We start from the raw sequence: 23,268 nt of genomic DNA, 5'->3' as shown, positions 1-23,268 counted from the left end.
AAACCCTGGGTAGATGCGGCACAGATCGCCAGACCCTTTGACTACCAACCGCCATTAGCCCTCAGGATTCCGTATGAGCTTGTCTTTACTCAGTCGTTACGCCGTGTTCGTTGGTTGCGTGCTGTTCACCCTGTCAAGCCTGCCATTCTGGCAGCACGAATGGCTCTGGCCGTTCACCCTGATCACCGCCGTACTTAGCCTGGTCGGCCTGTTCGACCTGCTGCAATCGCCCCACTCGGTGCGACGCAATTACCCGATCCTGGGCAATATCCGCTACGCCGTCGAAGCCATCCGCCCGGAAATCCGCCAGTACCTGCTGGAGTCCGACAGCGACGCCCTGCCCTTTTCCCGCTCCCAGCGTTCGCTGGTCTATTCCCGGGCCAAGAACGAGTCGGCGGACAAGCCTTTCGGCACCCTGATCGACGTTTACCAGACCGGCTTCGAATTCATCGGCCACTCCATGCGCCCGGCGCCGTTGAGCGACCCCAATTCGTTCCGCGTCACCGTCGGCGGCCCGCAGTGCAGCCAGCCGTATTCGGCGTCGATCTTCAATATCTCGGCCATGAGTTTCGGCTCCCTCAGCGCCAACGCCATTCGCGCGCTGAACCAGGGCGCCAAGCTGGGCAACTTCGCCCACGACACCGGCGAAGGCAGCATCAGCTCGTATCACCGCGAAAACGGCGGCGACCTGACCTGGGAACTGGGCAGCGGCTACTTCGGTTGCCGCAATGCCGACGGCAGCTTCGACCCGCAACGCTTCAGCGTGCAGGCCAGGGACCCGCAGGTGCGAATGATCGAGATCAAGCTGAGCCAGGGCGCCAAGCCGGGCCATGGCGGCATCCTGCCCAAGCACAAGGTCACTCTGGAAATCTCTGAGACCCGCGGCGTGCCCATGGGCGAAGACTGTATCTCGCCATCACGGCACAGCGCCTTCTCCACGCCCATCGAGATGATGCATTTCATCGCGCAATTGCGTGAGCTATCCGGCGGCAAGCCGGTGGGCTTCAAGTTCTGCCTGGGCCACCCTTGGGAATTCATGGGCATTGCCAAGGCCATGCTGGAAACCGGCATCCTCCCGGACTTCATCGTCATCGACGGCACCGAAGGCGGCACCGGCGCAGCCCCGGTGGAATTCACTGACCACATGGGCTCGCCCATGCGCGAAGGCCTGCTGTTTGTGCACAACACCCTGGTCGGCCTGAACCTGCGCGACAAGATCAAGCTCGGCGCCAGTGGCAAGATCGTCAGCGCGTTTGATATCGCCTGCGTACTGGCCATCGGCGCCGACTGGGCCAACTCGGCACGGGGCTTCATGTTCGCCATCGGCTGCATCCAGTCGCAGAGCTGCCACACCAACAAATGCCCGACCGGCGTCGCTACTCAGGACACCCTGCGCCAGCGCGCCCTGGTGGTTCCGGACAAGGCCCAGCGAGTCTTCAACTTCCACCGCAATACCCTGCATGCCCTGGCGGAAATGCTTGCCGCTGCGGGCCTCGATCAGCCTTCACAACTGGAAGCCAAGCACCTGGTGCGACGCATGTCGGCCACCGAGGTCAAGCTGTTCTCCCAGACCCACGTGTTCCTGCAACCGGGGCAACTGCTCAACGGCATCGTCGACGACAGTTTCTATTCGCGCATGTGGCGCATGGCCCGTGCCGACAGTTTCGATGCCAATGATGTGGATTGATTGAGCCCGATTCAGACAGTTCGCCATCACGGCGAACTGCCTGTATTTCGAGACATCCTGTAATACCCCCGCTTTGCTTTTATCGCCAAATCCCGCCACCCTCCGCGCCGCCGATCAGCCCCTGACCGGCGACACGGAACCTCAGGTCTGCTTGACCTATCTTTTAAATACGACTCAAGAGCCTACCGTTATGACTGACGGACGCGACCCGCGCATCGACTTCTTCCGGGGTCTGGCGCTGATCTTCATTTTCTGGGATCACGTGCCCGACAACCCGCTGGGCCAGTTGACCCTGCGTAACTTCGGCTTCAGTGACGCGGCGGAAGTCTTTGTCTTCTTGGCGGGCTATGCCGCCGTTCTGGCTTATGGCCGCATCCTTCAGCGCGAAGGCTGGCTGGTGGCCTGTATGCGCATCCTGCGCCGCACCTGGGTGTTGTATGTGGTGCATATTTTCCTGCTGACCCTGCTGATGGGCATCGTCTTCATTGCCAACAACCATGTTGAAACCCGGGACATGGTGCAGCAGATGGGCCTGGAGTATTTCGTCGGCAATCCTCAGGCAGCCCTGGCCGATGAATTGCTGCTGCGCTTCAAACCCAACCTGACCGACCCGTTGCCGCTGTATATCCTGCTGTTGCTGGCCTTGCCCCTGGTGCTGCCAGTGTTGATGCGCAAACCGCTGGTGGCGGTAGGCTGCTCCATACTCCTCTACCTGATGGTGCCTCTGCTGGGTTGGAATCTATCGGCCTATAACGGCGGTGTCTGGTACTTCAACCCGGTGGCCTGGCAACTGCTGTTCGTGCTCGGCGGTTTTTGCGCCCTGCACGCCCGGCCTCCGAATGCCGCGCCGACACGCGCCTTGCGCCAACAGCCGCTGTTACTTCTCGCAGCGACCTATGTCATTGCTGCCGGTGTCCTCACCGTCAGCGTCAACTGGCCCGATCTGCATACCGCCCTGATGCCGCACTGGCTGATCCCGCTGATCTACAAGACCGACCTGGCCCCGGCGCGCCTGCTGCACTTCCTGGCCCTGGCTTACTGCATCGCCAGGCTGCTGCCCGACCATCACCGCTGGCTGAATAACTGGCCGGCACAACATACCTGCCGCATGGGCCGCTATTCCCTGGAAGTCTTCTGCTTCGGCGTACTGCTCTCGACCCTCGCCGACGCGGCAAATGCCCTGGCCGGTGATACCTGGCCGATGCAAATCTGCACCGCCCTGCTCGGCGTGCTGCTGATGGGGCTGATGGCCGCCGGGTTGGAGTGGAACAGGCAATTGAACAAACCGGCGCGGGTGGCGGCGGTTTGAGAACGGAGTCGCAATAAATATCCATCTCGGAATTTTCCTACGGGTTTATCAGGCCAAGTTTTTTGCGGGTTGGCCGCTAATCCTGAGGAAACCAGTTAATCCGAGGGATAATCGATGGAAATCAAAAGGAACGAAATCTGGGTGAATGGTTATAAGGCAATAGAAGTGCCTCCTGCGCCAAGCCAACGAGAACTGCCAGCCAGCCTTCGGGCGATCAAATCCATGGAGTTTTATACATTCGAGTCAGGTTCGCCGCTCAGTTGCGTGCCAATCCTGGTAGGCAAAGAACGCCTCACCGAAGCCACTTCCCGAGAAAAGGACCCGATGGGCGGAAATACCGTTGCGCTAAAAGAAGACGAGTGTTGCTGGATGTGCCGTTACTCTCGCATGAAAGCCATGGAAGTTTACGTTAAACAGGAACTACAAAACGTTGATAAAGAATGGGCAACATTCAGGAAAAACAGTACCCTATCCGACCCCGAACTTATGAAAAAGTCTTTTGGTGTCACGCTAAACCGCGATTATGGCATCCAGATCCTGGATCCAAACAATAGCCTTAGCATTGCCGAGAAGCAGCGAGCGGCGCAAGCGATCACAAACCAAAAATCATTGCACGCCGCCATAGTCAAGCACGCCAAGCTCCTATTAGAACTTGCAAGTTACTACACATATGAAAGACCTGGAAGCCAGCTAACGATTGAAAACTTCTCCGAAACAATAAACTACGTCAGCCTGCTTTCCAAGAACAATGATCGAGACTCGATCCGCACCCTACTGAACACGGAGCCGGACAACAGCTCGAAAGAATACAACATAATAAACACGGAAGCCTGACCGGATAGAAACCACTTCAATGGGCTTAATAAGTGCGGCCACAGAGTGGCTGCACTTATCAAGCGCCTAAATCATCAGTTTCTGATCTTCACGGCCGATACCATTTTTTGACTGCACACGTGCCCTAATCCGAATACGTAGTGATCATTGACATCCTCGCTGCCAATGATCGAATCAAATGCATACCAGCCACCCACGTTATAGCTAGTCACCCACGTATATAGATACCCGTGAGGCATTGGTTTGATCGCCTTTGCAGCGAACCCGCCTGACGTGCAGCGACTAATATCAAATGACAGTGATGCCCAGCCCGTTTCATCGCTCTCGACGCTTTGGGCCACGTCAACCCTGGAAGAGTCAAGCGTTTTAAATAAATGCAGCTTAGCGATACCGCCCTTCAATGGACGGCCAGTCGTATCTTTAAATAGGGCTTTAAATATCAAAGGCCCGTTCGTTTGGGTGCCCATAACCCTAATATTGGTAAGAGGTACTCGTGCCATGTCGGCAGGCCCCTCCAGTTTAGACTGTGCCAACACCGGGTATGATCCAATTGCAAGACCATATGCCCCACCAAAGAACACCTTCTCCTTATCATGAAATATCCTGACCAGAACAAAATCATCTGGCTTTAGATCGGAAAACACAATAGGTTGATTAGTGTTTTTCACTTGCCACCTCCCGGATAGAAAGTACTCCACCCTCCATGGGACCTCTCCAATGTTGTGAAAGGGTGTTACCAAGACAGCATCTTGCCCACGAATAACCTTGAAAGAGAAATAGTGAACACTGTCTTCAGTGGCAAGCCTTTTATCAATAATATTTAGCTGATCCGGCAACTCCCAAACCTTGAGATCCTCTTTTGAATGCTGCTCAAAATCGATGACTTCTGCAATACGCTCCTTTGAATTAAGGTTCATCATCTGCTGCGCAGGCGAAACGAACGGGGTAGCATTCGCTTCAAAAAAATTCAAAAGCATAACTGCAATAAAAATCCATTTTTTATACATTTTCATACATTCACTCCAATGAGTTAACCATAAGCCCTAAGGGCCATGTCGCAATGCGTCACCGCAATCACAAAACGACACAATCAACTTATTCATGCAGCGTCAACCGCTCAAAAAATATAGAGAACAGTCTTACAAATACATCAGACTGCCTGGCCTCATGAAGTAGTCCATTTAACCGGTACACCGTGGATACCTGGCGCATAAACATAATTTGCTCCGGCGGCTCGCCCACCGGCTAAGCTGTTAATCAGGTGCGATTAGCCGCTTTAACCGGGCCATTGAATCATGAGCGCATTCGGGCATTCAGATACGCAGCAGGTAGTTGATGCTGACCATCAGGGCCAGGTTTCCTCAGCGAAACCCTCAAGGCGTCGGCGTTATTTCTGGCGTTTTGTCTGGTTGCTGATGCTGATGGCGCTCGTAGGCATGGGCCTTGCCATTTATTCGGAAAGCCGCAGCTCGCGCTTGCAGGCGCAGGAGTTCAGCCGCTATAGCGGGGAGCTGAGTTACACCCTGCAACCCGGTCCCAGCGAGGCGGTGGTCTACCCCGGCGAGGGGCCGTTCGACAAGCGCCTGGGCTATTCCGCACTGGGCGAATTTCTGCCGCGTCTGCTCAAGCGCGACTATCTGATCACCGAACAGACCCGCTTCTCCCCCGCCCTGTTGCGCTACAGCCAGCGTGGCTTCTTCGTGCCCTATCAGGAGAAAGTCCAGGCCGGGCTGCTGATCAACGACTGCCGGGGCGATGCGCTGTACCAGTTCCGCTATCCGCAGCAGTTCTACCCGACGTTCGCTGACATTCCGCCAGTTGTCGTGCAAAGCCTGTTGTTCATCGAAAACCGCGACCTGCTCGACCCGCAGCAGCCCCAGGCCAACCCCGCCGTGGACTGGCCGCGCTTTGCCAAGGCGGCGCTGTCGCAACTGGCCAAGCTGATCGGCCTGCCGGGGCAATCCGCCGGGGGCAGCACCCTGGCGACGCAACTGGAGAAGTACCGCCACTCTCCCGATGGCCTGACCCAATCGAGCAGCGAGAAGTTGCGCCAGATGATTTCCGCCAGCGTGCGCGCTTATCAGCCTGGCGAGCAGACCCTGCCAACCCGACAGAACGTGGTACGGGACTATCTCAATAGCGTGCCGTTGTCGGCAGTGCCCGGCCATGGCGAAGTGCATGGCATGGCAGAAGGATTGCGGGTCTGGTACGGCGCCGACTTCAACCGCACCAACACGCTGCTGGCGGCCACCGCCGACGATCCGCAAAGTATCTCCGAGCGCGGTCTGGCATTGCGCGAGGTGTTGTCGCTAATCATCGCCCAACGGCGCCCGTCGCATTATCTGGCCACTGGCCGCAGCGAACTTTCCGACCTGACCGACAGCCATATCCGTCTACTGGCGCAGAATGGTGTGATCGACTCCCGGTTGGCTGATGCCGCCCTGCTCAGCACCGTGACCTACCGCGACTGGGTGCAGCAGCCGACCATGCAGCCGATCGAAAGCAACAAGGCCATCAATGCCGCCCGCAGTCGCCTGTCGGTGCTGCTCGACCGGCCGTTTTATGATCTGGATCGCCTTGATCTGGTGGCCGACAGCACCCTGCAGGCGCCGCTGCAGGAACGTGTCACCCAGTATCTGCACCAGTTATCGGACCCGACCTTCGCCGCCAGTGTCGGCCTGCTCGGCGAGCGCCTGCTGACCCCGACAACCACCGACAAAGTGCGTTACAGCTTCACCCTGTTCGAACGCGGCGCTGACGGTGCCAGGGTGCGGGTGCAGACCGACAGCACCGATCAGCCCTTCGATATCAACGAAGGCAGCAAGCTGGAACTAGGCTCCACCGCCAAGCTGCGGGTGCTGACCACATACCTGGAAATCATCGCCGAACTGCATGAGCGTTACGCCGATCAATCCAGTGCCGCCTTGCGCAAAGTGCCGGTCAACGAATCCGATCGCCTGACCCGCTGGGCCGTCGATTATCTGCTGCTGAACAAGGATCACGATCTGGCAAAAATGCTCGGTGCCGCCCTCGACCGCCAGTATTCGGCCAGCCCCGCCGAAAGTTTTTTTACCGGAGGTGGCCTGCACCACTTCAATAACTTTCAGGCCCAGGACAACAGCCGCAACCCGACCCTGCGCGAGGCCCTGCGTGAGTCGATCAACCTGCCGTTTATCCGCCTGATGCGCGATCTGGTGCGCTACAGCACCTATCAGGCACCGAACAACAGCGCCGAACTGCTCAAGGACGACGACAACCCGCGCCGTCAGGAATACCTGGCCCGCTTTGCCGACCGCGAGGGTACGGAGTTCCTGCTGCGCTTCTGGAAACGCTACAAGGACAAGTCCACCGCAGAACGTCTGGATACCTTTCTCGACGGCGTACACCCCAGTGCCGTGCGTCTGGCCGCCGTACATCGTTACCTGCTGCCCAACGCCAGCCAGGCGAGCTTCAACGCCTTTATCCGGGCCCATTACGCCGGGGAAAAAAGTGGCCCGGTACTCAACGAAAAGCGCCTGAGCGAGCTGTACGGCAAATACGGCCCCGGCGCCTACGATCTGCCGGATCAAGGCTATATCGCACGGGTCCATCCGCTGGATCTGTGGCTGGTGGGGTTCCTCATGCAGCATCCCCAGGCTTCATTCAAAGATACCGTTGCCGCGAGCCGCGACGAGCGTCAGGAAGTCTACGGCTGGCTGTTCAAGAGCCGGCACAAGAGCGCTCGCGACAGCCGCATCCGCACCATGATGGAGGTGGAGGCGTTCCTTGATATTCATCAGCGCTGGCAGCGCCTGGGCTATCCGTTCGACCATCTGGTGCCTTCCCTGGCCACCGCCATCGGCAGCTCCGGCGACCGTCCTGCAGCGCTCGCCGAGTTGATTGGCATCATTCAGAACGACGGCATGCGCCTGCCCGTGCTGCGCATCGACCAGTTGCACTTTGCCGCCGGAACACCCTATGAAACCCGCCTGAGCGACAACCCTGACCTGGGCAAGCGGGTCTTGCCCAGTGAAGTAGCGGCGGCCATGCGTGAGGCCTTGTCTCAGGTGGTCGAGGGCGGTACGGCCAAGCGCGTGCAAGGCACTTTCAAACTGGCCGACGGCCAGGCCCTGGTCATGGGCGGCAAGACCGGCACCGGCGATAACCGTATCGAAAGCTTCGGCGCAGGCGGGCGACTGCTGGGATCGCGCGCCATCAATCGCACCGCGACCTTCGTGTTCTACCTCGGCGACCACCACTTCGGCACCCTCACCGCCTTCGTCCCCGGCCGGGCCGCCGAAGGCCTGCGCTTCACTTCGGCCCTACCGGTGCAGGTGCTCAAGGGCATGGCACCGATTCTGGTGCCCTATCTGCAGCCTGGGGAACGGACCGGGTGTCAGGTGCCTGCCGTCGCCTTCGACCAGACAACACGTACCGCTATGAATTAACACGTTTTTCTGTGGGACCGGCTTCAGCCGGGAAGACGATATGGCAGGCGATAGAAATGTATCGATCATGCTCACCTCTTCCCGGCTAAAGCCGGTCCCACGGATTGTTGAGCCATCCAGCTCACAAATGAGAACCGTTCGTCTTTATCTCTCTTGCGCAACGCTTAAGATATATCTTAAGGTATATCTAAACGTAACAGGAGATAGAGAAATGCGTGATGACCCTCACCACCGCCACGAGCACCACCATCGCCCCTTCGAAGCGGGCGACAGCCGCGATGGCTTCGAAAAACGTCACGGCCGTGAACGCGGTGGCCGTGGCCCGCGGGTATTTGCCCCCGGCGATCTGAAGCTGCTGCTACTGGCCCTGATCGCCGAGCAGCCCTGCCATGGCTACGACCTGATCCGTCAGATCGAAGGCCTGTTCGATGGCGCCTACAGCCCGAGCCCCGGCGTGATCTACCCGACCCTGACCTTTCTCGAAGAAAGCGAGCTGATCCTCGGCGATGCCGACGGCGGCAAGAAGCGCTACACCATTACCGAGGCCGGCCAGCAATCGTTGCAGGAGCAGGCCATAGCCCTGGACGGCGTACGTATGCGCATCGACGTCAGCAAGCGTTCGCTGCGTGGCCATGACCGGCCGCCGGAGATTCATGAGGCCGTACACAACCTGCGCCACGCCCTGCAAATGCACCACGGACGCTGGAGCCCGGAAGAAATCCTGCGGGTTCGCGACCTGCTCAATAACACCGGCAGGGCCATCGTTGATGGTCCTCAAACTGCGTCGGAGAAGTCCGTATGAATTCGCAACAACAAGCTATCCACCGTGTCAGCCACGAAATCAAACGCCGTAAGCTCGAAGTGCTGCGCGTGACCGACGTCACCCCGCTGATGCGCCGCATCACTCTGCACGGCCCGGAGCTGGCCGGGTTCATCAGCCTGGGCGCCGATGATCACATCAAACTGCTGTTCGCCCAGACCCCGGAAGAACAGGCGGCACTGGAAAATTTCGGCCCCGGCGCCGAAGGCCCGCGTCCGACCATGCGCGACTACACCCCTCGCCGCTATGACGCTGCCACCGGTGAGCTGGATATCGATTTCGTCCTGCACGGCGAAGGCCCGGCCGCGACCTGGGCGGCTCAGGCACAACCGGGGCAATTGCTGCATATCGCCGGGCCACGGGGTTCGATGATCGTCCCGGACATGTTCGACAGTTACCTGCTGATCGGCGACGAAACCGCCCTGCCCGCCATCGCCCGGCGCCTGGAAGAATTGCCGGCCAATCGCGCCGCTCTGGTGGTGGTGGAAATCGCCAACCCGGACGAGCAGCAGGTGTTCCAGAGCGCGGCTCAGGTCGATGTGATCTGGATCGTGCGTGGCGAACAGGACCTGGTACAGGTCACGCGCAAACTGGAAATGCCCGAAGGCCGTCTGTACGCCTGGATCGCCACCGAGTCGGGGCTGTCACGCAAGGTTCGGGCGGTATTGCTCAATGAGTTTGGTCTGGATGAGGCGGCGGTGAAAGCGGCTGGGTATTGGCGCGCGGAGGGTGCGCAAGAATAAATCTGCAGACGCGGGAGTATTCTCCCGGCTAAAGCCGGTCCTACGGGCCATGCGCGTGCCTGTAGGAGGCTTTAGCCGCGAGAGCGCCGCCCGGCCGTTCCTACAGACCTGTGTTTGCCTTACTCCGGACGCTCACACGATCAGCCAGCAACAAAACCGCAGCCAACCCCACAAACCCCGCCAATATCCCCAACGCATTGCGCAGCGCCGGTGGATAGCCCAGGGTGCCAATGTCGATGAACGGGTAGACATAATCGCCGAGCATGTCGCCACGTAGCAGCAAATAGGCGAAATAGCCCAAGGGATAAAGCATCCACAGCAGGATATGAACCGGGCGCAAGAAGCCCTTGGCCACGTACCGCCACCAGTAGAGCAGGAACGCCAGCGGCATGATGTCGTGCAGCAGCTCATCGGCAACGAACTGCCAGCCCTCCGGCTTCCACAGATGCCGCAGCAGCAGGTTGTAGGCGATGCCGACCAGCACGATGCTCACCGTGATCCCGCCACAGACCACCGGATGACGAAAAAACCGATGCCCGGCCGACACGCCAGTACTGACCGCACAGGTCAGGGCCGTGGCCGCCAGGGTGTTGCTCAGTACGGTAAAGAAGCTGAAGAACTTGACCAGCCCGCCCAGCAGGCTGGCGTGGTCGGCCCAGCGCGAATAGAAAATCAGATAGAGCTGGATGGTCAGTCCGACCCAGCCCAGAAACGCTGCGGCAATGACGTAGCGACGCTGCCCCGACGTCATCGGCGCGGATCCGCTACCCGGTGTTTCGTTGTACATCTGTTCGATCCCGCCGTTACCAGCCCTTGCTGCGATGCAGCTTCACATACAAGGCTTCGACCTTCTCCCGCGCCCAAGGTGTCTTGCGCAAGAAGGTCAGGCTGGACTTGATGCTCGGATCGCTTTTGAAACAGCGGATATCGATGCGCTCGGCCAACCCCGACCACTCGTAATGCGCCACCAGGGCATTGAGGATCTGCTCCAGCGTCACGCCATGCAAAGGGTTGTCGTTGGGAGTGGTCATGCCGGGCCTTTTCAACTCGAAGAATAGAAGCTGCGCACCTTAGGGTCGTTGCCGTCCAAGCGCAAGCCGCGCCGTTAAATCAGCCCGCTTCATGAACTCTGGCCGCACGCGGATGCCTATCAAACAACGCCGCACCAAACTGGCGCCCGCAACCATGCGCAACGTTCTGACCAACGGTTGATTTTGCCTGTCATTCAGCCTCGTCACGAACTAGCGTCAAAAGTACGGCTTAACGGTGTCTGACGCCCCGGCCAAAAGAATAAAGCGACATTCAATTTTTTCGGAGATTCACACTATGAGCACTGACGGTGCCTTGAGTAGAAATCGCCTGCTGCCGACCCTGCTAGGCGTGGTAATCGTGCTGATGGGCCTGGCCTTGCTGGCATTGGGCATACGCCTGAGCCAATTGGGTGGCTCGCTGTACTACCTGATCGCCGGGATCGGCTTCACAATCACCGGCGTACTGCTGGTCCTGGGCCGCCGCTCGGCCTTGAGCCTGTATGCCGTGCTGCTGTTCGCCAGCACCGTCTGGGCCTTGTGGGAAGTCGGCCTGGACTGGTGGCAACTGGTGCCGCGTCTGGCCTTGTGGTTCGCCATTGGCGTGGTCCTGTTGCTGCCATGGCTCCGCCGTCCGCTGCTGATGGGGCAGCCGGGGGGCATGGCTACCGGTGGCCTGACCATAGCGGTCGTACTGGCCGGTGCTGCGGCCGTCGCCAGCCAGTTCACCAATCCCGGCGAGATCAAGGGCCAGTTGGACCGCGATACCGCAGGCACCACCAGCGCCGCCCCGGCCATGCCCGATGGCGACTGGCAATCCTACGGTCGTACCGCCTTCGGTGATCGCTACTCGCCTTTGGCGCAGATCACCCCGGACAACGCCCACAAGCTGGTGCCGGCCTGGACTTTCCGCACCGGCGATATCCCCGGGCCCGGCGACCCTGGCGAGACCACGGCGGAGAACACTCCGCTCAAGGTCAACAACATGCTTTATGTCTGCACGCCACACAGCCAGGTGATTGCCCTGGACCCGGACTCGGGCAAGGAACTGTGGCGCTACGATCCTAAAATCAGCACCCAGAAGGCTGCCAACTTCAAAGGCTGGGCGCACATGACCTGCCGTGGCGTGGCCTATCACGATGACGCCACCTACGCCGCTGCGCCTGCCGCTCCCGCGCAAAGCCCGGCGACCACCGCCAGCGCCAGCTCATGTCCGCGCCGTCTGTTCCTGCCTACGGCCGACACTCGCCTGATCGCCCTGAACGCCGACACCGGCAAGGTCTGCGAAGACTTCGGCGACAAGGGCCAGATCGACCTGGGTGCCAATATCGGCACCTTCGCGCCGGGCGGTTACTACTCCACCTCGCCACCGGCTGTCACTCGTGACCTGGTGGTGATCGGCGGCCACGTGACCGATAACGTTTCCAATGACGAGCCGTCCGGGGTCATCCGTGCCTTCGACGTGCACACCGGGCGCCTGGTGTGGAACTGGGACAGCGGCAATCCGGACGACACCACGCCCATCGCGCCGGGCAAGACCTACACACGCAACTCGCCGAACATGTGGTCCATGTTCAGCGTCGATGAAAAACTCGGCATGCTTTACCTGCCCATGGGCAACCAGACACCCGACCAGTGGGGCGGCAATCGCACCCCGGCCTCGGAGAAATTCAGTGCCGGCCTGACGGCCCTGGATATCGCCACTGGCCATGTGCGCTGGACGTTCCAGTTCACTCACCATGACCTGTGGGACATGGACGTCGGTGGTCAGCCAACCCTGATCGACATGAAGACCGCCGAAGGCGTGAAGCCGGCCGTTATGGCTTCGACCAAGCAAGGCAGCATCTATGTGCTGGACCGCAGCACCGGCCAGCCGATCGTGCCGATCAACGAAGTGCCGGTGCCCCAGGGCGCGGTCGCCGGTGATCACACGTCGCCGACCCAACCCAAGTCCGACCTCAACTTCATGCCGCCGCCGCTGAAGGAACGCGACATGTGGGGCGTCACACCTTTTGATCAGGCCCTGTGCCGTATCGACTTCAAGTCACTGCGCTATGACGGCGCCTTTACCCCGCCGTCGCTGCAAGGCTCGATCGTCTATCCGGGCAACTTCGGCGTGTTTGACTGGGGCGGTATTTCGGTCGATCCGGTGCGCCAGATCGCCTTCGTCAACCCGGACTACATGGCCTTCCGCTCAAAACTGGTACCGGCCGCCGAGGTCGAGGGCGGGCCAGGTCGCAAGAGCGAAACCGAAGGCGTACAGCCGAACAAGGGCACGCCTTATGGTGTGATCCTCGAAGCGTTGCTGTCGCCACTGGGCCTGCCTTGCCAGGCGCCAGCCTGGGGTTATGTTGCCGCCGTGGACCTGACCACTCACCAGACCCTGTGGAAACACAAGAACGGTACGGTGCGTGACAGCTCGCCCGTGCCCCTGCCCCTGACCATGGGCGTACCGAGCCTGGGCGGGACCTTTACCACTGCCAGTGGCGTAGGTTTCATGAGCGGCAGCCTGGACCAGTTCCTGCGCGCTTATGACCTGCGCAACGGCAAGCAACTGTGGGAAGGCCGCCTGCCTGCAGGCGCCCAGACCACGCCAATGACCTACACCGGCAAGGACGGCAAGCAGTACGTGCTGGTCGTGGCCGGTGGTCATGGGTCGCTTGGGACGAAGCAGGGTGACTATGTGATGGCGTACAAACTGCCGGATTGAGGCAGGACTGACGTGAAAAAGGCGGCCATCTTTCGATGGCCGTTTTTTGTGGCGCACACGGTGGGACCGGCTTTAGCCGGGAAAGGGGCGGTGCTGCTGACGCATCTCCATCGTCTGTACCAACGCCTTCCCGGCTAAAGCCGGTCCCACAAAAACCAGTTATGTGTTGTTTGATAAAGGCCGGTCACTTATTGATAACATCCCCCCGCATCGGCGCCAGCCGTGCGATCAAACGGTTCTGCACCGGCACCGGGATCTTCTGCGCGTTCATCGAGTCGATCAGGTCTTCCACCAGGGCGTTGAAGTCGCTGGGGGTCAACTTCTGGCCCTTGTGTGCTTCGGCCATATCGCTGCCGGTATAGCGACAAGGGCCGCCTGCTTCGACGCAGAACTGTTCGACCAGTTTGTCACGCAGGCGCTCGATATCGATCTTGCGAAAGCGCTCGACGATACGTTCGTCCCTGGCAATGTTCAGCAGCATGCCTTCGACGATGCGCTGGATGCCGGCACGCTGGCCGAGGTCTTGATACAGGCTGTCATCCTTGGGCGGTTGCTGGGCGCAGGCGGCCAGCAGGGCCAGGACCAGGCAGGGCAACAGACGCAGGGCACGCATCAGAAACTCCCCTGAACGGAAAGATAAGTGCCGTTCTGGTTATCCAGGGTGGCGATCTCACCCAGGCGCGCGTAGGCCAGGACAAAAGAAACGTGTTTGTTGGGGAAGTAGCCGACGAACAGATCGACCCAGTCGCTTTCTCCGGCAAAAGACAGGTTGTCGGGCTTTTCCCGGTAGTCCATGCCCAAGGCCCAGTGCGGGTTGAACAGCACGGCCACGCCGCCTTCCTTGAGCAGGCTGCGGCTGTCGCGGCGGTCACCGCCGAAGCCCAGCAAGCCGGTTTCATTGGCCCGGCTGTAGCGCACGCCGCCGTTGACCACGACGTTGTAGCCAAAGGCCGCACCCATGAACAGACGGCTGGCGGTCAGGTAGCCTTCCACATCCGAGTCACGCTTGGCGCCGACCAGGCTGGGAATCAGGAAGTCGTTCTGATGCTTGTATTCCAGACCCAGGGAAACCTGAGGCAGGTTGTCGTAGATCAGGTCGCCGAACAGGCGCACCTTGACCCCGAAGATGTCCTGGGACAGGTTGTCATCCGGCAGGCTGAGCTTGTGCACCAGAGTGCCCAGATCGAATCGCTGATGGGCGTAGGAGAGTTCCACACGGTTACCGTAGGACGCCGCCATACCGGCCACATCCAGGGTGTAATCCGGCAGATTGACATGAGTCGCGAATGCGCTCGCGCCCCATTCGCCTTCATCGCCATAACCGGTCAGCACGGCCCAGGGAATAACCCCGCCGCCGGCACCACCCTCAATACTGGTCGCGCCACCGGTAGCGATCAGTCGGCCATTATCAGCCTCGGCCAAGGGTGTCGAGATTCCCAACACACAGCCCAACAACAACGGGAGTTTGTACTGCATAACCAAGCGTCCTGTTTCAAAAATAGGCGTTCCCCTCGACGAACGGGGTCAGTCACCGCCTTACTGCATTAAAACCTTCCAGACTTGCCGTGCTAATGCACCATGATGCTTGGTGCCGTCAGCGGCTTGGCCATCCAGGCCTCGAACGCGGCAGCCGATAGCGGCCGGCTGATCAGGTAGCCTTGGGCTGTGTCGCAATGCCAGCGTTCCAACAGACGCAGGCTGTGCTCGTACTCGACACCTTCGGCCACCACCTTGAGCCCCAGGTTGTGGCTCATTTCGATGGTCGAACGAACAATCACCGCGTCCTCGCTGGTTTCATCCAGGTTGCGCACGAATGACTGGTCGATTTTCAGTTCCTGCACCGGCAGGCGCTTGAGGTGTGCCAATGAAGAGTAGCCGGTGCCGAAATCGTCGACGGACAAACTGATGCCGCATTCACGCAGACGGTTTAGCACCTTGAGAGCCTGCTCCGGCTCGCGCATCACGGCACTTTCAGTGATCTCGAATACCAGTTGTTCGGCCGGCACCCGATACATCTTGAGCAAACCATTGACCCGATCCGACAGATCGCCGATGAGCAGGTCATCGGCGGAAATATTCACGGAAACTTGAATCTGCAATCCGCGCCGTGACCATTCGGCCAACTGACGCATGGCTTCTTCGATCACCCAGTTGGTGAGGATCTGAATGCTGCCGGTGCGCTCGGCCAGGGTGATGAATTCAGCAGGCGAAACATTGCCGAACTGCGGGTGATTCCAGCGCAGCAAGGCCTCGGCCTGACGCACCTGACCCTGGCGGATATCCAGCTTGGGCTGGTAGTGCAGGTGCAGTTCGCCGTTGCGCGCGGCCTTGCGCAGGTCGCGAATCAGAGTGATCTGGCGCTGATGCTCGAGGTCGCGGCCATCTTCGTAGATCTGCAGGCGGCCCGGCAGGTTGCTGGCATCCTGGCGGGCAATGGCGGCGCGCTGGAGCAGTTCCTGGGGCGCATCGCCATTGTCCGGGTAACTGGCAATACCGATGCAGGGATCCAGGCTGATGTCATGGCTGTCGACGCGCTGGATGTCACTGAGCATACGCTGCAACTGGTCAGCCACACCGACCGCGCCTTCGCTGCCGGTCTGATCGAGCAGCAGCAAGAATTCATCGGCGTTCAGGCGCGCCACGGTATCGCCGGAACGCACCGTGTCTTGCAGGCGCTGACCGACTTCCTGCAGCAAGAGGTCGATGCCCTCGGCGCCGATACCGTCGCGAATGGCGCGGAAATTGTCGATCCCCAGGTACAACAGGGCCACCGGACGTTCGGCGGAAATGGCGCTGCCCAGGCGCTCCAGCACCAGGGCACGGTTGGGCAGACCGGTGAGTACGTCATGCAGGGCGTTGTGCGCCAACTGGCTTTCGCGAACGGCAATACCGTGTTGCATATGGTTGATGGCACCGGCCAGCATACCCAACTCGTCGCTGCGCTTCATGATCACCGGCGTGGCATAGTCGCCATCGCCAATGCGTTTGGCTGCCAGGGCCAGGGCCTGGACCGGCAACGACACGCTACGTGCCAGCAGCAACGTACCGATCAGCGAGGCAATCAAGGCTGCCAGGGTGATCCAGAAAATGTTTTCGTCCAGTGGCACGAACGCCTGCAGCGCCTGATCCAGCGGGCTTTGCAGCAAGGCGATGACCTGTTCGCTACCGTCGCTGACCACGTTGGCCAGCATCAGCGACTGACTGAGGAAGTTCAGCTCGCCATGCTCGCTCATCTTCATCTGGCTTTGCGGGGCCTTGAGCATCAACTCGATCAGGCTGTTGTGCAGGTTATCAGGCAAGGTGCTGATCAATTGCCCCGGATGGGACTTTTCCACCGCCAGGAACGACACCTCAAGGCCGCTGAGCGAGCGCAGTTCCTGGGCGAAATCGACGTCCATGGCAAAACCCATGACCACCCGACCGATGGGCAGCGGCGCCAGCACTGTACTCTCGACCAACAGGTGCGGCTTGCCCTGCAACGGCACGATCAACATGGCCTGCTTGTTGTTTTTCGCGTCACGCAGCGGCTTGTCGAAACGAAACCGCGAGCCCTCGGGAATCTCGGCCACAGTACTGGAAATCACTTTGCCATCCATGCCCAGCAGGAACATGTCGCTGGCATTGATCCGCGCACCGTGATTGAGCAGCACCGAACGGATGGTGGCTGAGTCGGCACTGGCCACCGCATCGCGAAATCCGAAATCCGTCGCCAGCAACTGCACCGCATCGCTCAAACGCTTGCCGCGGATATCCAGCAAGCCTTCGAACACACGGGTACCCACCTCCAGTTGCTCGCGAGCCTGACGCTGCACGGCATCGCCGGTTGCGACCTTGACGGCAAAGAACAACGCACCGATGACGACCAGCAACAGGACGATTAGAACGCTGGCAATGCGTGCCTGAAAGCTGGTCCGCAGGTTCATGGCGTGGCAGCTTTCTTGAAGGCATCACCGAAAGCGCTGGGCGCTGGCGCCTTGGGGGTATCGTCGCTCTTGGGTTGAACAGCCAGGCTGAACGTCTGGCTCAGACCCGCAGCCGGAACGTCGAACTCGCCCGCAGCGATGGGTTGCATGTCTGCCACTTGGGGGTGCCACAGGGTCGCGGTGTAATGACCGGCCGGAACCTGGTCGAATTTGAGCGCGCCCTTGGCATCACTGACGCCGAACCACGGCTCGTCGGTGACATAGATATAACCGAGCATCCAGTCATGAATATTGCAGCCCAGCACCACGATGCCCGCCTTGTCAAACAGCAGCGGGTCCGAAGGCGTGCCTTCGTACAGACGCAGTTCGAAGCGCTTGGCCGGGGAAAAGGAATACACCTGATGACGAATATTGTCGCTATTGGGAAACTTGACCTGGGTGCCGGTGTGTACTGCCAGCACGCGCGGGACAAATTCCTTGTCGCGCTGGTCCATGTCGGCCTTGAGCACCAGTGGCGCGGTTCCAGCAGGCCCTTTCAGGGTCAGCACGGCGCCGGACAATGGCTGGCCTTGCTGATCGTTGATCCGGGCATTAAAGGTAGCGGCCGAAGCCGTTGCAGCAGACAACATCAACAGTCCAGCGAGGTACGCCGAGGAAAATGCGTTGATCATCATGAGTTCCAATCCGCAACGGCAAAGCCGGAAATGATAAAGCCAGCCTTGGCGGTGAAAACACGTGGGACCCAGATTAGCTGGCGATGCAAATAAGTTCACGCCTTATAAAAGTGGCATTAAGCCATTGCTGACTAAAGGTCAGCCTTTGCGCGCGTTTTCGCCAAACTCGCCCCTGTCTTCGATGCTATCGGCAGCGACCATTGAAACCTGAGCCTAGTTGCCCCATCTAAGGACCATGTTCAATTATGCAGGTGCCCCATGAGCGACCAGCAAGCAGACTCACAGAATGTGCCCGAAGACGATCACGAGCACGAAGTTACCCTGAGCTCCGACAGCACCTCTCTTGCCCTGCCGGGGCAAAATCTTCCGGACAAGGTCTACATCATCCCGATCCACAACCGGCCGTTCTTTCCCGCGCAAGTGTTGCCGGTGATCGTCAACGAAGAGCCGTGGGCCGAGACCCTGGAACTGGTGAGCAAGTCCGAGCACCACTCCCTGGCCCTGTTCTTCATGGACTCGGCGTCCGACGACCCGCGCCACCTCAACACTGCAGCGATGCCGGAGTACGGCACGCTGGTCAAGGTGCACCACGCCAGCCGCGAGAACGGCAAGCTGCAATTCGTCGCCCAGGGCCTGAGCCGCGTACGCATTCGCACCTGGCTCAAGCACCATCGCCCGCCTTATCTGGTGGAAGTGGAATACCCGCAGCAGTCCAACGAAGCCACCGATGAGGTCAAGGCCTACGGCATGGCCCTGATCAACGCGATCAAGGAACTGCTGCCGCTCAACCCGCTGTACAGCGAAGAGTTGAAAAACTACCTGAATCGCTTCAGCCCCAACGATCCCTCGCCGCTGACCGACTTTGCCGCCGCCCTGACGTCCGCCAAGGGCGCCGACCTGCAGCAGGTGCTCGATTGCGTGCCGATGCTCAAGCGCATGGAAAAAGTCTTGCCGATGCTGCGCAAGGAAGTCGAGGTTGCGCGCCTGCAGCAGGAGATCTCTGCAGAGGTCAATCGCAAGATCGGCGAGCACCAGCGCCAGTTCTTCCTTAAAGAGCAGCTCAAGGTCATCCAGCAAGAGCTGGGCCTGAGCAAGGACGACCGCCAGGCCGATATCGAACAGTTCGAACAGCGCATGGTCGGCAAGGTCCTGCCCGCCCAGGCGCAGAAACGCATCGACGAAGAACTGGGCAAGCTGAAGATCCTCGAAACCGGTTCGCCGGAGTACGCCGTGACCCGCAACTACCTGGATTGGGCCAGCTCAGTGCCATGGGGCATCTACGGCAAGGACAAGCTCGACCTCAAGCACGCGCGCAAGGTGCTCGACCAGCACCATGCCGGGCTCGATGACATCAAAGCGCGGATCATCGAATTCCTCGCGGTCGGCGCCTACAAAGGCGAGATCAGCGGTTCCATCGTATTGCTGGTCGGGCCGCCGGGCGTGGGCAAGACCAGTGTCGGACGCTCCATCGCCGAATCCCTGGGCCGGCCGTTCTATCGCCTGAGCGTCGGCGGCATGCGTGACGAAGCCGAGATCAAGGGCCACCGCCGCACCTACATTGGCGCCCAACCGGGCAAGCTGGTGCAGGCGTTGAAAGACGTGGAGGTGATGAACCCGGTGATCATGCTCGACGAAATCGACAAGATGGGTCAGAGCTACCAGGGCGATCCGGCGTCGGCCCTGCTGGAAACCCTGGACCCGGAACAGAACGTCGAATTCCTCGATCATTACCTGGACCTGCGCCTGGACCTGTCGAAAGTGCTGTTTATCTGCACCGCCAACACGCTGGACTCGATCCCCGGCCCGTTGCTGGACCGCATGGAAATCATTCGTCTGTCCGGCTACATCACCGAAGAAAAAGTCGCCATTGCCAAGAAACACCTGTGGCCCAAGCAGCTGGAAAAGGCCGGTGTGGCCAAGACCAGCCTGTCCATCAGCGACGTGGCCCTCAAGGCCGTGATCGACGGTTATGCCCGTGAAGCCGGGGTGCGTCAGCTTGAGAAGCAATTGAGCAAGGTGGTGCGCAAGGCCGTGGTCAAGTTGCTGGATAACCCGGACTCGGTGATCAAGGTCGGCCCCAAGGACTTGGAAGCAGCCTTGGGCATGCCGGTGTTCCGTAACGAGCAGGTGCTTTCCGGCACCGGCGTCATCACGGGCTTGGCCTGGACCAGCATGGGCGGCTCGACCCTGCCGATCGAAGCGACCCGCATCCACACACTGAACCGCGGCTTCAAGCTCACCGGCCAGCTGGGTGATGTGATGAAAGAGTCTGCGGAAATTGCCTACAGCTATGTCAGTTCCAATCTGGCGAAGTTTGGCGGCGATGCCAAGTTCTTCGATGAAGCCTTCGTGCACCTGCACGTTCCTGAAGGTGCTACGCCCAAAGACGGCCCAAGTGCCGGTGTGACCATGGCCAGCGCCCTGCTGTCGCTGGCCCGCAACCAGGCGCCGAAGAAAGGCGTGGCCATGACCGGCGAGTTGACCCTGACCGGGCATGTCCTGCCGATTGGCGGCGTACGGGAGAAAGTCATCGCGGCGCGGCGGCAGAAGATCAACGAACTGATCCTGCCTGAGCCTAACCGCGGCGACTTCGAAGAACTGCCGGACTACCTTAAGGAAGGCATTACCGTACACTTCGCCAAGCGCTTTACGGATGTGGCGAAGGTGCTGTTCTAAATCATCTGGATTGGACTGGTACCTGTGGGACTGGCTTTAGCCGGGAAGGCATATTCCCGGCTAAAGCCGGTCCCACGGGTTACCCGCAGTTCTGCACTCCCCGGACAAATCCCTCATCGGTTATGCTCCTGCCATCGTGTCCGCCTGGAGGCTCCATGACCCCATTTCGCCTGATCGCTCCCCTGAGCCTGGCCCTGCTTGCTGCCTGCGCTCAGCAGCCACGGCAGAATGTCACTCTGGAAAAACAGACTGACTGCCCCATCCAGCTCAAAAACGGGCAAAACCTGATCCTCAGCCTGCCCAGCTCCCCCGCCACCGGTTACCGCTGGGCCATTCAGGACTCAGCGGGCGGCGTGTTGCGCAGCCTCGGCCCTGAGGTCTATCACAACCCGGACGCCTCTGACCTGCTCGGTGCCTCCGGTATCTCGACCTGGCGTTTCCAGGCCTTTGCCTCCGGCAGCGGCCGCCTGCGCCTGACCTACCAACAGCCCTGGGCGCCAGAAGAACCCTCGGCGCAGGTGTTCGACTGCCCGATCAAAGTCGACTGATCATCCGCCAGCATCAGACAGTGCGCGCATCGCCAGATCAATTTGGCTAAAATGCCGCCCTTTCTGATCCATCGCCGGAATCGCCGTGAGCAAAGAACCCGACCGCATATTCGCCCAGCCCCTGGCCCAAGTGCCGGACTTCGCCTTCAACGAAGACGTGGTCAGGGTCTTTCCGGACATGATCAAGCGCTCTGTGCCGGGCTATCCGACCATTGTCGAGAACCTCGGCGTGCTCGCCGCGCAATTCGCCCAGCCGGACACCCTGCTGTATGACCTGGGTAGTTCGCTGGGTGCGGTAACCCAGGCCCTGCGTCGCCATGTGCGTACCGATGGCTGCCGGGTCATCGCGGTGGATAACTCTGCGGCCATGGTCGAGCGTTGCCGCCAGTACCTCAATGCCCAGGATTCGATGTTTCAGGAGCTGCTACCGGTGGAGGTGATCGACGGCGATATCCTCGCTCTGGAATTCAAGCCGGCCTCGGTGGTGGCGCTGAACTTCACCCTGCAATTCATTCCGCCGCCACAGCGCCTGGAACTGCTCGGGCGGATTCGCCAATCCCTGGTACCCGGCGGTGCGTTGATCCTCTCGGAAAAACTGCGCTTCAACGATGAACAGGAACATGCCCTGCTCACCGACCTGCATATCGCCTTCAAGCGCGCCAATGGCTACAGCGAACTGGAAATTGCCCAGAAGCGCAGTGCCATCGAGAACGTGATGAAACCCGACAGCCTTGAAGACCACCGGGAACGCCTGCTCGCTGCCGGCTTCTCGAAAGTCGTGCCCTGGTTCCAATGCCTTAACTTTGCCTCGTTGATTGCCCTGCCATGATCGATCTCGCTCCTCTGGTCCGCCGCCTGGCGGGCACCCCTCTGGCTGACTGGGCCAAAGGCCTGCAAGCCCAACTCGATGCCAAGATGGACAAGGGCCACGGCGACCTCGAACGCTGGCAAGGTGCACTGGATGCGCTGCCGAACTTGCTGCCGAGCCAGGTTGAGTTGGCCGACAGCTTCACTCTGAATGCGGACTGCGACGGCGAAACCCGCACGCAATTGCGTCAGGCCCTGATGGGGCTGTCGCCGTGGCGCAAGGGGCCGTTCAACCTGTTCGGTGTGCATATCGACACCGAATGGCGCTCGGACTGGAAGTGGTCGCGGGTGTCGCCGCACCTCGATCTCAAAGGCAAGCGCGTCCTCGATGTCGGCTGCGGCAACGGTTATTACCAATGGCGCATGCTCGGCGCCGGTGCCGAGAGCGTGATTGGCGTCGACCCGAACTGGCTGTTCTTCTGCCAGTTCCAGGCCATGCAGCGCTACCTGCCGGATCTGCCCGCCTGGCACCTGCCCTTCGCTCTGGAAGACCTGCCAGCACGGCTGGAAGGGTTCGACACAGTGTTTTCCATGGGCGTGCTGTATCACCGCAAGTCCCCCATCGACCATTTGCTGGCCCTGAAGGACTGCTTGGTCAAGGGCGGCGAACTGGTGCTGGAAACCATGGTGGTGGAAGGCGATGTGCACCAGGTACTGGTGCCGGAAGACCGTTATTCGCAGATGCGTAACGTCTGGTTTCTGCCGTCGGTCCCGGCGCTTGAGCTGTGGCTAAGGCGTGCCGGGTTTGTTGATGTGCGCTGTGTCGATGTCAGCGTCACCACGGTGGAAGAACAGCGCAGTACCGAATGGATGCGTTATCAGTCCCTGGGGGACTTCCTCGACCCTGAAGATCACAGCAAGACCGTGGAAGGCCTGCCAGCGCCGATGCGCGCGGTGATTGTTGGGCGCAAGCCCTGACACCGGACCCTGTGGGAGCGTGGCTTGCCCGCGAAGATGCCATTACATCCGCAACATCCTTTTAGCGGAAGAACCATCTTCGCGGGCAAGCCTCACTCCCACAG

Annotated in this window: 18 protein-coding genes; 11 read left to right on the top strand and 7 right to left on the bottom strand. The window is 60.0% G+C overall.

Annotated elements, in window-relative coordinates:
* Positions 1–73: 73 nt before the first annotated feature.
* The 3 genes from AC1Z24_RS06350 to AC1Z24_RS06340 all read left to right on the top strand — a co-directional run bounded on the left by AC1Z24_RS06350 (position 74) and on the right by AC1Z24_RS06340 (position 3,830).
* A complete protein-coding gene (locus AC1Z24_RS06350) occupies positions 74–1,687 on the top strand; it encodes an FMN-binding glutamate synthase family protein (RefSeq protein WP_483744973.1) in 1,614 nt (537 codons plus the stop codon).
* 190 nt (positions 1,688–1,877) lie between these two features.
* Positions 1,878–2,996 (top strand): OpgC domain-containing protein, encoded by a 1,119-nt coding sequence (locus AC1Z24_RS06345; protein ID WP_483744972.1) that lies wholly within the window; start codon positions 1,878–1,880, stop codon positions 2,994–2,996.
* Positions 2,997–3,110: 114 nt separating this feature from the next.
* The gene (locus tag AC1Z24_RS06340; RefSeq protein ID WP_483744971.1) at positions 3,111–3,830 is read left to right on the top strand and encodes a hypothetical protein; all 720 of its coding nucleotides are present in this window, start codon (positions 3,111–3,113) and stop codon (positions 3,828–3,830) included.
* Between the two features lie 74 nt (positions 3,831–3,904).
* Here AC1Z24_RS06340 and AC1Z24_RS06335 read toward each other — a convergent pair whose 3' ends face one another.
* Positions 3,905–4,843 carry a hypothetical protein gene (locus AC1Z24_RS06335; protein ID WP_483744970.1) on the bottom strand — a complete coding sequence of 313 codons (939 nt, stop codon included), beginning with the start codon at positions 4,841–4,843 and terminating at the stop codon, positions 3,905–3,907.
* Positions 4,844–5,125: 282 nt separating this feature from the next.
* On the opposite strand from AC1Z24_RS06335, the gene AC1Z24_RS06330 reads away from it, so the two are divergent.
* The 3 genes from AC1Z24_RS06330 to AC1Z24_RS06320 all read left to right on the top strand — a co-directional run bounded on the left by AC1Z24_RS06330 (position 5,126) and on the right by AC1Z24_RS06320 (position 9,820).
* Entirely contained in the window at positions 5,126–8,257 is a 3,132-nt protein-coding gene (locus AC1Z24_RS06330; RefSeq protein ID WP_483744969.1) for a transglycosylase domain-containing protein, read from the top strand.
* A 211-nt stretch (positions 8,258–8,468) separates the two neighbouring features.
* Positions 8,469–9,059, top strand: coding sequence for a PadR family transcriptional regulator (locus AC1Z24_RS06325; protein WP_483744968.1), 591 nt, complete (start codon positions 8,469–8,471; stop codon positions 9,057–9,059).
* On the top strand, positions 9,056–9,820 hold the full coding sequence (locus AC1Z24_RS06320) for a siderophore-interacting protein (RefSeq protein ID WP_483744967.1): 765 nt from the start codon (positions 9,056–9,058) through the stop codon (positions 9,818–9,820). The genes AC1Z24_RS06325 and AC1Z24_RS06320 overlap by 4 nt, the downstream gene beginning before the upstream one ends.
* Before the next feature lie 100 nt (positions 9,821–9,920).
* On the opposite strand, the gene AC1Z24_RS06315 is transcribed toward AC1Z24_RS06320, so the two are convergent.
* Entirely contained in the window at positions 9,921–10,607 is a 687-nt protein-coding gene (locus AC1Z24_RS06315) for a Pr6Pr family membrane protein (RefSeq protein WP_483744966.1), read from the bottom strand.
* Between the two features lie 16 nt (positions 10,608–10,623).
* The gene (locus tag AC1Z24_RS06310; protein ID WP_259098635.1) at positions 10,624–10,851 is read right to left on the bottom strand and encodes a VF530 family protein; all 228 of its coding nucleotides are present in this window, start codon (positions 10,849–10,851) and stop codon (positions 10,624–10,626) included.
* Between the two features lie 295 nt (positions 10,852–11,146).
* Between AC1Z24_RS06310 and AC1Z24_RS06305 the strand changes: the two genes are divergently transcribed.
* A complete protein-coding gene (locus AC1Z24_RS06305) occupies positions 11,147–13,558 on the top strand; it encodes a glucose/quinate/shikimate family membrane-bound PQQ-dependent dehydrogenase (protein ID WP_483744965.1) in 2,412 nt (803 codons plus the stop codon).
* 184 nt (positions 13,559–13,742) lie between these two features.
* Here the strand turns inward: AC1Z24_RS06305 and AC1Z24_RS06300 are convergent, their stop codons facing one another.
* The 4 genes from AC1Z24_RS06300 to AC1Z24_RS06285 all read right to left on the bottom strand — a co-directional run bounded on the left by AC1Z24_RS06300 (position 13,743) and on the right by AC1Z24_RS06285 (position 18,152).
* Positions 13,743–14,171: a group I truncated hemoglobin gene (locus AC1Z24_RS06300; protein WP_483744964.1), complete on the bottom strand. Its 429-nt coding sequence runs from the start codon at positions 14,169–14,171 to the stop codon at positions 13,743–13,745.
* Entirely contained in the window at positions 14,171–15,034 is an 864-nt protein-coding gene (locus AC1Z24_RS06295) for a DUF3034 family protein (RefSeq protein WP_259098631.1), read from the bottom strand. Before AC1Z24_RS06295 ends, AC1Z24_RS06300 begins: the two co-directional genes overlap by 1 nt.
* A gap of 92 nt (positions 15,035–15,126) precedes the next feature.
* Positions 15,127–17,481, bottom strand: coding sequence for a putative bifunctional diguanylate cyclase/phosphodiesterase (locus AC1Z24_RS06290; RefSeq protein ID WP_483744963.1), 2,355 nt, complete (start codon positions 17,479–17,481; stop codon positions 15,127–15,129).
* A complete protein-coding gene (locus AC1Z24_RS06285) occupies positions 17,478–18,152 on the bottom strand; it encodes a methylamine utilization protein (RefSeq protein WP_483746544.1) in 675 nt (224 codons plus the stop codon). The genes AC1Z24_RS06290 and AC1Z24_RS06285 overlap by 4 nt, the downstream gene beginning before the upstream one ends.
* A 261-nt stretch (positions 18,153–18,413) precedes the next feature.
* Here AC1Z24_RS06285 and lon point away from each other — a divergent pair, with 261 nt between their 5' ends.
* The 4 genes from lon (at position 18,414) to cmoB (ending at position 23,164) form a co-directional block, all read left to right on the top strand.
* Complete coding sequence (gene lon / locus AC1Z24_RS06280) at positions 18,414–20,831, top strand: endopeptidase La (RefSeq protein WP_483744962.1); 2,418 nt, start codon at positions 18,414–18,416, stop codon at positions 20,829–20,831.
* Positions 20,832–20,986: 155 nt separating this feature from the next.
* On the top strand, positions 20,987–21,379 hold the full coding sequence (locus AC1Z24_RS06275) for a protease inhibitor I42 family protein (RefSeq protein ID WP_483744961.1): 393 nt from the start codon (positions 20,987–20,989) through the stop codon (positions 21,377–21,379).
* Between the two features lie 85 nt (positions 21,380–21,464).
* Complete coding sequence (gene cmoA / locus AC1Z24_RS06270; protein WP_483744960.1) at positions 21,465–22,208, top strand: carboxy-S-adenosyl-L-methionine synthase CmoA; 744 nt, start codon at positions 21,465–21,467, stop codon at positions 22,206–22,208.
* The gene (cmoB, locus tag AC1Z24_RS06265) at positions 22,205–23,164 is read left to right on the top strand and encodes a tRNA 5-methoxyuridine(34)/uridine 5-oxyacetic acid(34) synthase CmoB (RefSeq protein ID WP_483744959.1); all 960 of its coding nucleotides are present in this window, start codon (positions 22,205–22,207) and stop codon (positions 23,162–23,164) included. The genes cmoA and cmoB overlap by 4 nt, the downstream gene beginning before the upstream one ends.
* Positions 23,165–23,268 lie beyond the last annotated feature (104 nt).

This window comes from Pseudomonas sp. JL23, assembly GCF_056933585.1.
The sequence above is the reverse complement of the archived record's forward strand: the minus strand, read 5'-3'. Positions and strand labels throughout refer to the sequence as shown.

Excerpts from the sequence above, each read along its gene's own strand:
- AC1Z24_RS06315 (WP_483744966.1), bottom strand. The coding sequence starts at position 10,607 with ATGTACAACGAAACACCGGGTAGCGGATCCGCGCCGATGACGTCGGGG.
- AC1Z24_RS06295 (WP_259098631.1), bottom strand. The coding sequence starts at position 15,034 with ATGCAGTACAAACTCCCGTTGTTGTTGGGCTGTGTGTTGGGAATCTCG.
- AC1Z24_RS06335 (WP_483744970.1), bottom strand. The coding sequence starts at position 4,843 with ATGAAAATGTATAAAAAATGGATTTTTATTGCAGTTATGCTTTTGAAT.
- AC1Z24_RS06320 (WP_483744967.1), top strand. The coding sequence starts at position 9,056 with ATGAATTCGCAACAACAAGCTATCCACCGTGTCAGCCACGAAATCAAA.
- AC1Z24_RS06275 (WP_483744961.1), top strand. The coding sequence starts at position 20,987 with ATGACCCCATTTCGCCTGATCGCTCCCCTGAGCCTGGCCCTGCTTGCT.
- AC1Z24_RS06325 (WP_483744968.1), top strand. The coding sequence starts at position 8,469 with ATGCGTGATGACCCTCACCACCGCCACGAGCACCACCATCGCCCCTTC.
- cmoB (WP_483744959.1), top strand. The coding sequence starts at position 22,205 with ATGATCGATCTCGCTCCTCTGGTCCGCCGCCTGGCGGGCACCCCTCTG.
- AC1Z24_RS06285 (WP_483746544.1), bottom strand. The coding sequence starts at position 18,152 with ATGATCAACGCATTTTCCTCGGCGTACCTCGCTGGACTGTTGATGTTG.
- AC1Z24_RS06345 (WP_483744972.1), top strand. The coding sequence starts at position 1,878 with ATGACTGACGGACGCGACCCGCGCATCGACTTCTTCCGGGGTCTGGCG.
- AC1Z24_RS06290 (WP_483744963.1), bottom strand. The coding sequence starts at position 17,481 with ATGAACCTGCGGACCAGCTTTCAGGCACGCATTGCCAGCGTTCTAATC.
- lon (WP_483744962.1), top strand. The coding sequence starts at position 18,414 with ATGAGCGACCAGCAAGCAGACTCACAGAATGTGCCCGAAGACGATCAC.
- AC1Z24_RS06300 (WP_483744964.1), bottom strand. The coding sequence starts at position 14,171 with ATGCGTGCCCTGCGTCTGTTGCCCTGCCTGGTCCTGGCCCTGCTGGCC.
- AC1Z24_RS06305 (WP_483744965.1), top strand. The coding sequence starts at position 11,147 with ATGAGCACTGACGGTGCCTTGAGTAGAAATCGCCTGCTGCCGACCCTG.
- AC1Z24_RS06350 (WP_483744973.1), top strand. The coding sequence starts at position 74 with ATGAGCTTGTCTTTACTCAGTCGTTACGCCGTGTTCGTTGGTTGCGTG.
- AC1Z24_RS06340 (WP_483744971.1), top strand. The coding sequence starts at position 3,111 with ATGGAAATCAAAAGGAACGAAATCTGGGTGAATGGTTATAAGGCAATA.
- AC1Z24_RS06330 (WP_483744969.1), top strand. The coding sequence starts at position 5,126 with ATGAGCGCATTCGGGCATTCAGATACGCAGCAGGTAGTTGATGCTGAC.
- AC1Z24_RS06310 (WP_259098635.1), bottom strand. The coding sequence starts at position 10,851 with ATGACCACTCCCAACGACAACCCTTTGCATGGCGTGACGCTGGAGCAG.